The following is a 12,279-nucleotide window of genomic DNA, read 5'->3' on the forward strand; positions in this document are numbered from 1 at the left end:
AAAAAGCATAGCGTTTTACGTTATTGCGTCATTCTGCCTGCCCCGAAGTCTTGTGGGGAGCCTTTCGAAGAAATCGAAGTTGCAGCGGAGTTAAACTAATGCGTACTATTATGGAATTTGAGAAAAGCAATAAATTCCTGTCGCTCAAGGACTAATATTAGCGTTCGTGCGGGTTCGGTACGCGTTAGTTCCCTCGACAAGCTCGGGATGACGCAATCATATGAGAGATAAAGTCATCTCCCCATCTTCAAATTTCCAAATTTCCAAATCTTCAAATTGGCTTAAATCTCCAGCACGCTTTTCTTTTTCTGGTTTACCTCGAAGGGAATTACGGTCAGGATCTCGGCTTTCAGGTTTTGCAGCATTTTCTTGCGTGGGTACGATTTGCTAACCACTAAACTAATCTCGCGCACTGGTTTTGGTTCGGCAAATTCGCGCACGTTTTCTTTTTGCGCAGGCGTTAAATTAAGCGTGGCAAAGTGCGGAATAATGGTTACGCCTTCGTATTTATCTACCAAATTTATGAGCGTTTCGATGCTGCCGGCTTCGTAGTGTAAATTATCGGCCACGTCTTCCTGTTTTTTTAATTCGCAGAGGTTAAAAACCTGATTTCTTAAACAATGCCCTTCTTCCAGCAACCATAAATGCTCGATGTTTATTTCCTTTGGCGCCAGGTACTTTTTTCGGCCCAGTTTCTCGCTTTTGGAGGCGTAAGCAAAGAATTCTTCGTAAAAAAGCGGATGCTCCGTCAATTGATCTTCGTGCACCGGCGTAGCCAGAATACCCATATCCAGGTCGCCGGTTTTCAGCCTGGCAATGATATCGTTGGTAACCATTTCCTTGATGTAGATCTTCAGCTGCGGGTATTTCTGCGAAAACGGTTTGAGGAAAAGCGGCAGTAAATAAGGCGCCAGCGTCGGGATAATACCTAAACGCAGTTCGCCGGTAATTTCGCCTTTCAGTTCCGAAGCAAATTCTTTTAAATGCGCTACCTCGGCTAAAACCTGTTTGGCGCGCAGAATAATTTCTTCGCCTTCCTTGGTGGGTTCTACAGGTTGCTTTTTCCTATCGAAGATCTTCACGTCCAGTTCATCTTCCAGCTTCTGGATCATCATACTGAGCGTAGGCTGGGTTACGAAACTGGCATCGGCGGCGCGCGCAAAATGCCGGTGCTTTTCTACCGCCACGATGTATTCTAATTGCTGCAGGTTCATTTTGGTTGTTAGTTGTTAGTTGCTGGTTGTTGGTTTGGGAAAGTAGTTTTTTGGCTTAAATGCATAGCGTTTTCAACCACCCAAAGCCCTCCTTTTCAAGGAGGGGTTAGGGGCAATGTCGTCAACTTAAGAGAATCCATAGAAAATTATCGGGTCATTCTGAGCCTGTCGAAGAAACTTACGCGGAATTACAAGTGAGTTCGAGCGAAGCAATGAATTCCTTGCAGGTTCGGTACGCGTTAGTTCCCTCGGCTGCTACGCAGGGTCCTTTCGACTCTCATCTCAGGAATGCTCGGGATGACCAAATAAATTCTTAAGTTGACGACATTTTGGTCAGGGGTAGGTACCCCCATTCCCGATCAAAAGTCCTCCCCTGAATGAGGGCAGATTTAGGTGGGGCCTTACAACTCATAGCTTTTATCTATACAAAGATAGAAAATATCAGTTTGATTGATGCAGTTTAAAGCCGCAACTTTGCAGCATCAGAAACCAAAAAACATATATACATCATGCAAAACAGAATCTTATCGATCGGCTCCCAATTCCCGGACTTCAAAAAAATTGCAGCCGTTTCTATTGAAAAAGGCAAAGAATTTTACGAACTGAACTCCGACGAGATCAAAGCTTCCGGCAAATGGCTGGTAATGTTCTGGTGGCCGAAAGACTTTACGTTTGTGTGCCCAACCGAAATTGCTGAATTCAACAAGCATTATTTAGACTTCGTAGACCGCGACGCGATGCTGATCGGTGCTTCTACCGATAACGAATTTGTGCACGTAGCCTGGAGAAACAACCACGACGACCTGCGCGACCTGCGTTTCCCGATGCTGGCCGATACTTCTAAAAGCTTAGCCGAAGAACTGGGCATTTTAGAGCAGAACGAAAAAGTGGCCCTGCGCGCCACCTTCATTGTAGATCCGCAAGGCACCATCCGCTGGGTAAGCGTAAACGACCTGAACGTAGGCCGTAACGTGAAAGAAGTGATCCGCATCCTGGACGCCCTGCAAACCGATGAACTGTGCCCATGCAACTGGCAAAAAGGCGAAGCAACGATTGAAGCTTAATTAATGGGCTGATTTTTTAATGTGCTAATGTGCTGCTCTGTAAATGAAAAGCACATTAGCGCTAAAAAGCACATTACATAATTCAATTATTAGCACATTAATCCATTTCTCACATTAGCACATTAAAAAAATGCTCGATATAAAAAACGAAACCCTGGACCGGTTGCTGACCGATTATAATTTAACCGAAGCACCGCTCAGCGACGGCGTGCTGCTGCTGGCCGAAAACGACCACCGCTACCTGAAAGACCTGCGCATAAACCTGAACAATGCCCTTTCTTACGCCAACCTGACCAAAAAGGAAAGCTACCTGCTGGCTCTGGCCGTGGCTATAAACGAAAAACACGAAGCCGCCAAACTTGCTTTCAGCCAGCTGGCTGCTACCGAAGGCGCTACTTCCGAAGAAATTACCGAACTCTACGCGCTGGTTTCTTTAATGAACGTGAACAACATTTTTTACCGTTTCCGCCATTTCACCAACAAAGAATATTACAACAACACGCCGGCCGGCATCAAAATGAGCATTATGATGAACCCGGTTTTAGGCAAGGAATTCTTTGAGCTGGCCAGCCTGGCCATAAGCGCGGTAAACGGTTGCGAAATGTGCGTAAACGCCCACGAAGAATCGGTGCTGAAACATGGCGCCACCGAAGCCCGCATTTACGATGCCATCCGCCTGACGGCCGTGGTGAAAGGTTTTATCAACCTGTTCTAATAAATAAAAAAGTTTCCCTTTGAAGGGGGTTGGGGCGGATTTTTCAAGTTCTCTCCTACTCTTACCTCCTTCTAAGGCATTCTTCTCCTGAATACCTAAACTCCTATATATACTATTTTGCTCTCACCTTAAAAAGCAGTTCTGGTTTCCGGGGCTGCTTTTTTTGTTTTGTGGGCTGACAAACCCTTTAAAACCTGTTTCAGAAAATGGCGTTAGCTTTTCCATGCATACGAAACTCTTACTTTTTGCGGCCCTGACCATAGCGTTTTCAGGTTGCGGTTCCGAAGAGAAATCTGCCAATAAAAACGCCGGAAACCACCGGTTAAAAACCACGCAAACCGCCTCCGGAAAAATGAAAGCCCGCGTAGAAAACACCATTGCCTTAGATTCCATTCCTTCCGGCTCCGGGCTGGTAAGATCCGGCGAAAATTTTCACCTGATCTCCGACGATTCGCCGTACTTTTTCAAACTCGATGCAGCGTTTAACGTGCTCGAAAAAAACGCGATCCCCCGCCACCAGAAAACGCTGGATTTCCGCATTCCCAAATCTTCTAAACCCGATTATGAAAGCGCCTGCTTGGGAAAAATGAACGGCGAAACGTATTTGCTGGCTTTTGCTTCGGGTTCCAAATCGCCGGAACGCGACTCTTTGCTCGTGGTAAATTTAAACGATGTAAAAAACGCGAAAACCTATTCCTTACGGCCTTTTTACGAACTGATCAAAACGCAGGCAAACCTAACCGACGAAGATATAAACGTGGAAGGCAGCGCCATGATCGGCGAAACGCTTTACCTCTTTAACCGTGGGAAAAACGTACTGGTGCAAACCAACTGGCCAAAAACGCTAGCCTTTTTAACCCAGAAAGTCGCGGCCCCGGAAATAAAAACCTACCGCCTTAAACTGCCGCAAATAAAAGGCATCGATCCGGGCTTTTCCGGCGCTTGTCAGCTAGGCAATGAAAATAAAATTTTGTTTACCGCTTCGGTAGAAAATACTAAAAACTGGATAGAAGACGGCGAAATTCTGGGCAGCTTTATCGGTATTATAAACGTAGAAAAACTAACGTCCCAGCCGCTGGAAAAAGTGGCTTTACTCACGAATAAAACCGGCCAGACCGTAATAGAAAAAGTAGAAAGCATCGAATTCCTCAGCCGCGAACCGGATGGCACCCTGAAAGTATTTTGCCTCACCGACGACGACCAAGGTGGCTCCAACATCCTGGATATCAACCTTCAGGAATAGAAGCCAGCCGAAAAACGCTATGTTATTTGCGTAAAAAACTAAAAATTATTATCTTGAAATCATGGCAGCAAAAATCCTTTTTTCCGAAACGCAGCGGTTTAAACAATGGTGGCTCTGGGCAATTCTTATTTTCGCGGCAGGCATTCCATTTTTTGCAATTTATCACGAAATGCAGAAACCCGAAGCCTTTGCCGATGGCGCGGTAAATGCCGGATTAGTGCTTTCCATGATCGTAATTATTCCGCTGGTTGCATTGTTTATGTTCATAAAACTCGAAACGCGGGTAACTGAAAGTGGCATTGCTGTAAAATTATTCCCGCTGCATTTAAAATTCCGCGAATTCCCGTGGTCTGAAATGGAGCAAATTTACGTGCGTAAATACAGCCCGCTCGGTGAGTTTGGCGGCTGGGGTTTGCGTTACGGTTTTGGTGGCTTAGCCTATAACATTGCCGGAAATCAGGGCATTCAGATCGTATTCAAAAGCGGTAAAAAACTGCTCATTGGTACTCAAAAACCCGAAGAAGCGGCAGCCTCATTAAAACAAATCCAACCGGTTTCAAAATAATCTCTAACCTGAATTAAGGGCAGAAGGCTTATTCTGAAGCTTTCCCGACTCATCAGAAGGAAGACTTTTCTGCCCCGAAACCATATCGTCTTTCGCTTCTTTTTCCCTGAAAAAAGGTAACTTCGGCGGCAAATGCAGCGCCTTAAACACCACCTTTTCAAACCAATCGACATTGCTTCGCTGGTCTTTTTCCGGATCGCAGCGGGCATATTGCTTTCTTTTGAGCAAATCAACCAGTTCCTCACCGGCGATTACCTGAATTATATTCAGCCCAAATTCCATTTCTCGTATCTGTTTTTTCCCTGGCTCAAGCCTTTCCCGGAAACCGGTATGTACGCGCTTTGGGCCATAACCATTCTGGCTGGTTTTATGGTTGCTGCCGGGGCGTTTTACCGCCTTTCCACGGTGGTGCTTTTTATAGGCTATTCGCTCTTGTTTTTAATGGAGGAAACCGAATTTGTAAACCACTTCTACCTGTATTGCCTGCTTTGTTTCTGGCTCATGTTCATTCCGGCGCACCGCGCTTTCTCGGTAGATGTGTGGCGGAAACCCGAACTGAAACGCAGCTATACACCCGCCTGGACGGTTTATATTTTCATATTCCAGATCAGCCTGGTTTATTTCTACGCCGGTTTAGCCAAGCTTCACACCGACTGGCTGCTGGCCAAACCGCTGAAGATCTGGATGGGCTACAAAGCGGCAAAACCGGTTATCGGCGGTATTTTAGCGCACGAATTTACGCCCTGGATCATGAGTTACGCCGGCTTGGCTTTCGACCTGCTTTTTGCGCCGCTGTTGCTTTACCGCCGCACCCGCTGGCTGGGCTTTACGCTGGCGGCCATGTTCCATCTTTCCAACGCGCTTATTTTCGGGCTGGCCACATTTCCGTGGTTCTCGCTTACACTTACAAGTTTATATTTCAGCCCAAGCTGGCCGCGCAAGTTGCCTTTTTTCCGGAAATACATCCCGGCATTCCAGCCTGAAAACCTGGCTCTAAAAACGGTATCTGCGGCGCACCAAAAACTCCTTTTATACGGCATTTTAACCTATGCAACGCTGCAGATGCTGATCCCTTTCCGCCATTTCCTTTACCCCGGTAACGTAAACTGGACCGAAGAAGGGCACAAATTTTCGTGGCACATGATGCTGCGTGCCAAAGACGGCATGGTCAATTTCCAGGTAAAAGCCCCGAAAACCGAAGGCCAGGAAGAAGCGCGTTTTCCCATTTATCCGGAGAAATATTTAACCCCCAACCAGATCAACAAAATGGCCGATCAGCCGGATCTGATGCTCCAGTTCGCCCATTTCCTGAAAGCCGAATACGAAAAGCAAGGCTATAAAAATCCGGAGGTATACGTAGGCAGCCAGTGCAGTTTAAACGGCCGCGATTCCCAGCCATTAATAAGCCCGCAAACCAATTTAGCTGCCCAGCAAAGAAGTTTAAAGCACTATGACTGGATCTTGCCTTTGCAGGATTAAAGGACAATTGCCTGAATTTGGATTCGTCTGAATTATAGAATTTATGGATTTTTCGTTTGAATTCAGGTTATCATCCCTTGTAGCGCCTTATCACCTCTGTCTGAACACGATTTTAAGGATTAAAGGAAGGACAGAATTTTTTCTTTTAATGGTCAGCATCAAACCTAGCAATCGGTTCTGCAAATCAACCGCCCCAACCCCTCATTACCAAGGAGGGAAGCTTTTACTTCTCTACTAATTCAAACTATTAATCTCGAACGCGAGAGCGGAGTACGATCAAAGAAAAGCGACGAACTACAAGCAGAATTTGTGCTTACGGCAACAAATTCTGCCGCTTGCCTTGCCACCAACGTTCACTATATAGGCACTGTTCACTTTACTACAAAGAAGAGAAAGTATCACGGTGGCTTTTTGTCAAGCGCACTGTTTGAGCGGTCAGCGAGTTTGCGCTTGACTTGACTTTTTTGGTTCTTTTTGTGTCAAGACAAAAAGAACACTGAAGTGAGCTATGAAAGCAATTAAGTTAATGATCAAAGATAGAAAGTAGGCTATGAAAAACGGTATCGTTCAGAGCCGTAAAACTCAAACCACCAACCCGAAATAAATCCTTCCTATCCTCGAGATGACGAAAAAAACGTTATCTTTCCAACCTCAAAACTACTCCTTCCCACACAACGTTTCCCAATCCAGAATCGCCGGTTCATAGCCCAATTTATACGCCCGCATAAAACTGGCACACGCCGAAGCCTCATCGTGTTGCGAAAACTTGGCTTTGCCTAATAAATAATACAGGCGTCCGTTACCAGCATCAGTTTTCAAGGCAGCATCGTAGTCCTGAATGGCGGCATTGTAATCGTCGAGCAGGTAAAAGGCAAAACCGCGGTATAAAAGCGCTTTGTTTCTGGCGGTCGTTTCGGTTGGTTTTTTCAGAAAAACGGTTAGGTCGGCAACGGCTTTGTTCCAGGCATTCAGTTCCAGCAACCGTATCTCTCCACGACTGAAATAAGCCGCCTGGTACGTTTTATCTAAGCTAATAGCGGTTGTAAAATCGGCTTCGGCCTGCCGGAAATGGTGCAGACTGGAGTGGCATTGCCCGCGCATAAAATAGGTTTCGGCCTGCGGCGCATCCCCAAAGCGCAAAGCGGCACTGTAGTCGTAGATGGCAGCATCGTAATCGCGGTAAACGTTTTGGTTAATAAAGCCGCGCCGGGCGTAAGCTTCTGCAAATTCCGGATCAAAATCAATGGCTTCCGTTAACAAACTATGCGCGCCCGACCATTGCTTTTCTTCCATAAACGCCTCTGCTTTGCGGAACCGGGCTTTAGCAGTTACAAAATCCATGGTAAATTTTACGGCCAGGCTGAAAAGGATCAGAGCCACAAAAAAACCAATGGTGATCTGCCAGTCGCGGCGCGAAAATTTCCGTTTTTTAGAAATGGTGCGGTAATAGCGTTCGTTTACCGAAGCCGGCCGCCGCTGCTGGGTATAATAAGCGCGCTGCTGTTGCTGCACCCGTTGCTGCTGGGCTACGTATTCCAGCTTCAGATCGTAAAGGCGCCGTTTCTGCGGATTGCCTAATACCTGGTAAGCTTCGCTCACCTGCTTGAACTGCTCTTCAAAATACGTATTGCCCTGGTGTTTATCGGGGTGGTACTGAATAGCCAGTTTTTTATAGGCCGTTTTTATTTCCGGCTGCGTTGCCGTTCTTTTCAGGCCGAGTATGGAATAGTAATTCAGTTGCACCAGGTTTCCCCTTTATTAAGCTTTAAAATTAACAAAAAACGGTATGGTTTCAGCCCTAAAAACTTAAACTTCGTAATTCCTACCGAAGCTGCCAATTTAAGGCTATCATTTTTCAATCCGGTACCGTATACTTTGCTCAACCAAAACGATGACGCTTTTTTATGACCAACACAGATAACCCGAACGATAATTCCAGACCTGGCAAACCGGCCGATATGATCAGCAATCTGATGGGGTATATCGATACCCGGATCGACCTGATCCGGCTCGATATTCAGAATAAAATGAAGGCCGGTTTTGTAGGAATTCTCCACGCGATCATGCTCGGCTTTACGGCCTTCATGGCGCTTATTTTCCTCAATATTTTCCTGGGCCTTATGCTGAACGATCTGCTCGACAGTCAGTTCTGGGGTTTTGGCATATTAACCGCATTTTATATCGTTCTGTTCCTGATCTTCTTCTTCGGGCTCGATAAAAAAACGTTCCAGGGCGTGGCCGATAAAACTTTCGAAAATACCATTTATAAAAACGATAAAACCGCAAAATAAATATGAGCGATCTGCAGAATCCGATCTTCGACGACGAAAAAGAATTTCTGGAACGCCAGAAACAGGAATATAAAAATGCTTTGCTGAGCGATGTAGAAGGCTTAAAAGATCAAACCACCCAAATGGGGAAAGGCGTTTTGCTGTTAGGCGGAGCCGTTGCCGGTGTTTGGGTGATCAGTAAATTAATTTCCGGCGGAACCAGAAAACGCAAAAAGAAAAAAAAGAAAGCTGCTTTAAAACTTCTGCAAAGCCAGAGCCAGAACCCGCGCTCCGGTTTTTACCTGAAAGATGCCCCGGCGCAAACCTATCGGCAGCCCGACGATGAGGTGAACTTCGGCTCACCGCTCGATTTCAGCCAGCCCGTTACCGACGAAGGCGACAGCAGTTTATACAACACTCCGGCCAAATATTTCGACCCGAATATGCAGAATATGCCTTCGCATTACGCCTTGCACCAGCATTACCACGCACCCAACGGAAACAAGGAGCATGCTGATTCTTTCCTGCAATCGGATTTTGTAAAATCGCTTGCCACGCAGGCTATGGCTTTCCTTTTGATATACCTGAGTAAAAAAGCCGAAGAATTTGTGCTTAAAAATGTCGATATTGCTACGGAAAAGGGTTATAAAACCCAGGATGTAGACTATACCGACCTGAATGCTGATGCAGGCAGAAATATATAAAACCCAACTTTTAAAAACCGAAAGCAGGCAGAAAGCATTTGCCGTACTGCTCGACCCCGATAACCTGACCCGCGAAAGCTGTCTGCATATTCTGGCTTTGAGCGAAGCGCACCAGGTAGATTATTTCTTTATGGGCGGCAGCCTGGTTACCACGCAAAACCAGGCCGCTCTCATTCAGCTGATCAAAGAGAACTCGCAGATCCCGGTTATTCTTTTCCCGAGCAACAGCCTCCACATCGATCACCAGGCCGACGGTATTTTACTGCTTTCCTTAATTTCGGGCCGCAACCCGGAATTTTTAATTGGCCAGCACGTTTTAGCCGCCCCGCTGTTAAAAGAAAGTCCGCTGGAAGTGATTCCGACAGGTTATATGCTGGTAGATACCGGCCGCCAGACCACTGCCAGTTATATGAGCGGCACCACACCCCTGCCCTACGATAAACCCGCCATTGCCGCCTGCACCGCCATGGCCGGCGAACTGCTGGGCATGAAATTCATTTACGTAGACGGCGGCAGCGGCGCGCAAAAACCGGTAAGCCCCGAAATGATTGCCGCCGTAAGAAGATCCATTGAAGTGCCTTTAATTATTGGCGGCGGCATCAACACCAAAGAAAAAGCCGAAGCTGCCTTAAAAGCTGGTGCGGACGTGATTGTAATTGGCAACCAGATCGAGAAAGATCCGGCATTTTTAGGGGAAATTTCGGAGTTGGTGAAAAGTTTTGATGTGGCAGCTATTCAATAGTTAAAGCATACAGATATAAAAATCTGAAACCATACTATGCTTCTATAATAAGCCGGAAGTTGAATTAAAAATATTTATAAGAAATTCTTTTAGTACCCAGTATTCCTCCATTAGAAAAACGGGTGATTTTAACCGGGTAATTATCAGCGTTATATTGATACTGATAAGTTACTTTGGCTGGTATACTATTTCTTTGAGTTTTTGTAATAGAAATTATATTAGATTTCAGAGGGGCAAATAAATACAAATAGTCTGCGAAGCTATTCATAGGCAAACTAATCCCAAATTCATTCACCCCTTTTTTATTATCGTACTCAAATTCTGTTTTACTTTCAAACCAGGCATTGCCATTATCGAGTATAAATAAACTATCTGTTGCAATAAGACCCTCAGCATTATAGGTAAATGCATTGAAGGAGTGCATAGGAGAAATACCCAACCGACTATCGAAACTGACACTATTAATTCTCGTTAATTTCCCGGCAATATCATAAACAAACGTTTGTTCAGATGTTTTAAAATTAGCATCATTTAGATCAGTATATTGATGAATCTTCTGAAGTTGCGCTAGTCCATTATAATCCCTTTTCTGTATAACTCTACCTGGCGGAAACATTATTTCAGAAATCCGCCCCAAATTATCATACGCTAAATTAACAGGAGGGCCAGCAGAAATGCCATCTGACCGGACAAGCTGCACTAACTTTCCATTACTGTCATAATAATGGAGCGTGGAATCACCAACTTCATTGGTAGCAGGATCATACATTGCCGAACCTGCCGGCCGGTAGTTTTTTGGTTGAGGATTTACATTTGGATCCTTATTTTTATCGGAACATGATACCAAAAGGAAAAGCATACAACCTAAAACAGTAGATATAATACCGTAAATCTTATTCATAGCGCCAGTGATTTAACATAGCAGGAAGTTATAAATAATTTTCTAATTCTAACACCTGACGTAACATTTTTAATTTTCCCACATCATCGCGTCTTTTCCCCTGAAAATCCTACCTTTTTCAATACTGCTCCACGCCTTAAAAAGCCTGGCAATTCAAGTTCCTGCTTTTGTTTTAGTGCCTAAATTTCTCTTGAAAAACGGTAGTAAAAAACGATTAAAAACTGCTCTCCAATAAACTTCCCCAAACTGATTTCCACACCCTTTAAGGCATGGTGCACCGCCGTTAAAGCTTCGCACTTTCCTAGCCCAAAAACCTACCGTTTTCAAAACAAAAAGCCCTGACTTCTTCCGAAATCAGGGCTTTGCAATTTCTGTATAAGTTTGCTTAGCTGTTCTGGGCAGATTCGCGGCGGCGCATTTTTCCGGCCGGAATACCAAACATCATCTTAAAACGGCGGCAGAAGTAAGCAGTATCTTTGTAACCTACATCTTTGCCAATTTCGCGGATGCTTTTCTTCGTGGTTCTTAACAGGAATACGGCCCGCTCCATGCGCTGGTACTCGATGTAATCCTGCGGGTTGATACCGGTCAGCATTTTGAAGTACTGGCCCACATAATCTTCCGAAACGTTGGCTACGTTAGAAAGCACCTTGTTCGACAGATCGCCGCCCAGGTTTTCCTTGATGTAGTTGAACAGGTCGATCAGGCGCGGATCTTTGAAGTAGGTAGAGTTGGTAGCCAGCTGCTCCACGAACATCTTGTTTTTCAGGATGTAGCGGATAATTTCTACCACGATCTGCTCGGTGTAAAGCGTAATTACGCGCTCTTTACCCGGCAGGTCCTGCATGGTTTCTTCCACCACTTTAATGATCAGGTTGGCCAGTTTCGAGTTGTTCGAGATCAGGAACGCCGGCACATCCAGGGATGCAAAAAAGTTAACCGAATCAAAAACCTTGGCTTCGAAACTTACAAAGCTGTGGCTTTCGTCGGCTTCGCCAATGGCGTCGAGGTCATTGTTGTTTCGGAAAAACTTATCGCGGTTGTTTATTAAGTCGTCGTTGGAGATCGGCTTGGTGGTTTCCGCGTTGCCGTAATAAATCTTAGTGCTGCGACCACCCGGAATAAACAGCAATTCGCCTTCTTCCACTACCTGCTGGTCGTCGCCGAACGCTAATTTACCGTTGTGAAGCAAAATAATATTGTTGCCAACATCGTAAAAATTGCGCACGCCAAAAGGCTGCTGCAACACCTGATTTTTGGCCTTAATGTAACGAACGCCGAGCGATTCAATTACCTTATTGTAATCTTCCATGATTCTGAAGAATTAAGTAGAACGTCTGCAAATGTAAAAATCTGCCATAAAACTAATTATATTTCATTAA

At 45.3% G+C, this 12,279-nt stretch carries 12 protein-coding genes; 8 read left to right on the forward strand and 4 right to left on the reverse strand.

From position 1 onward, the window contains the following. Window positions 1–281 precede the first annotated feature (281 nt). Window positions 282–1,214 carry a hydrogen peroxide-inducible genes activator gene (locus tag I5M27_RS10820; protein WP_200506235.1) on the reverse strand — a complete coding sequence of 311 codons (933 nt, stop codon included), beginning with the start codon at window positions 1,212–1,214 and terminating at the stop codon, window positions 282–284. A gap of 509 nt (window positions 1,215–1,723) precedes the next feature. On the opposite strand from I5M27_RS10820, the gene I5M27_RS10825 reads away from it, so the two are divergent. The 5 genes from I5M27_RS10825 to I5M27_RS10845 all read left to right on the forward strand — a co-directional run bounded on the left by I5M27_RS10825 (window position 1,724) and on the right by I5M27_RS10845 (window position 6,280). Further along, window positions 1,724–2,278 carry a peroxiredoxin gene (locus tag I5M27_RS10825; RefSeq protein WP_200506236.1) on the forward strand — a complete coding sequence of 185 codons (555 nt, stop codon included), beginning with the start codon at window positions 1,724–1,726 and terminating at the stop codon, window positions 2,276–2,278. 130 nt (window positions 2,279–2,408) lie between these two features. Beyond that, a complete protein-coding gene (locus I5M27_RS10830; RefSeq protein WP_200506237.1) occupies window positions 2,409–2,993 on the forward strand; it encodes a carboxymuconolactone decarboxylase family protein in 585 nt (194 codons plus the stop codon). 223 nt (window positions 2,994–3,216) lie between these two features. Next, window positions 3,217–4,236, forward strand: a complete 1,020-nt coding sequence (locus tag I5M27_RS10835) for a DUF6929 family protein (RefSeq protein ID WP_200506238.1) — start codon at window positions 3,217–3,219, stop codon at window positions 4,234–4,236. A gap of 61 nt (window positions 4,237–4,297) precedes the next feature. Further along, window positions 4,298–4,801 (forward strand): hypothetical protein, encoded by a 504-nt coding sequence (locus I5M27_RS10840; protein WP_200506239.1) that lies wholly within the window; start codon window positions 4,298–4,300, stop codon window positions 4,799–4,801. 132 nt (window positions 4,802–4,933) lie between these two features. Beyond that, on the forward strand, window positions 4,934–6,280 hold the full coding sequence (locus I5M27_RS10845) for an HTTM domain-containing protein (RefSeq protein ID WP_200506240.1): 1,347 nt from the start codon (window positions 4,934–4,936) through the stop codon (window positions 6,278–6,280). A 657-nt stretch (window positions 6,281–6,937) separates the two neighbouring features. Here the strand turns inward: I5M27_RS10845 and I5M27_RS10850 are convergent. After that, window positions 6,938–8,023, reverse strand: a complete 1,086-nt coding sequence (locus I5M27_RS10850; RefSeq protein WP_200506241.1) for a DnaJ domain-containing protein — start codon at window positions 8,021–8,023, stop codon at window positions 6,938–6,940. Window positions 8,024–8,184: 161 nt separating this feature from the next. Here I5M27_RS10850 and I5M27_RS10855 point away from each other — a divergent pair, with 161 nt between their 5' ends. The 3 genes from I5M27_RS10855 to I5M27_RS10865 are packed head-to-tail and all read left to right on the forward strand — an operon-like array spanning window position 8,185 to window position 9,996. Continuing rightward, entirely contained in the window at window positions 8,185–8,571 is a 387-nt protein-coding gene (locus tag I5M27_RS10855) for a phage holin family protein (RefSeq protein ID WP_200506242.1), read from the forward strand. 2 nt (window positions 8,572–8,573) lie between these two features. Continuing rightward, the gene (locus tag I5M27_RS10860) at window positions 8,574–9,254 is read left to right on the forward strand and encodes a hypothetical protein (protein WP_200506243.1); all 681 of its coding nucleotides are present in this window, start codon (window positions 8,574–8,576) and stop codon (window positions 9,252–9,254) included. After that, the gene (locus I5M27_RS10865; protein WP_200506244.1) at window positions 9,235–9,996 is read left to right on the forward strand and encodes a geranylgeranylglyceryl/heptaprenylglyceryl phosphate synthase; all 762 of its coding nucleotides are present in this window, start codon (window positions 9,235–9,237) and stop codon (window positions 9,994–9,996) included. Before I5M27_RS10860 ends, I5M27_RS10865 begins: the two co-directional genes overlap by 20 nt. A gap of 64 nt (window positions 9,997–10,060) precedes the next feature. Here I5M27_RS10865 and I5M27_RS10870 read toward each other — a convergent pair whose 3' ends face one another. Both I5M27_RS10870 and I5M27_RS10875 read right to left on the reverse strand, forming a co-directional pair. Next, window positions 10,061–10,897: a hypothetical protein gene (locus tag I5M27_RS10870; protein WP_200506245.1), complete on the reverse strand. Its 837-nt coding sequence runs from the start codon at window positions 10,895–10,897 to the stop codon at window positions 10,061–10,063. A 385-nt stretch (window positions 10,898–11,282) separates the two neighbouring features. Next, a complete protein-coding gene (locus I5M27_RS10875; protein WP_200506246.1) occupies window positions 11,283–12,209 on the reverse strand; it encodes a helix-turn-helix domain-containing protein in 927 nt (308 codons plus the stop codon). Window positions 12,210–12,279: the final 70 nt, after the last annotated feature.

Origin of the sequence: Adhaeribacter terrigena (assembly GCF_016623615.1) — a bacterium.
GTDB lineage: Bacteria > Bacteroidota > Bacteroidia > Cytophagales > Hymenobacteraceae > Adhaeribacter_A > Adhaeribacter_A terrigena.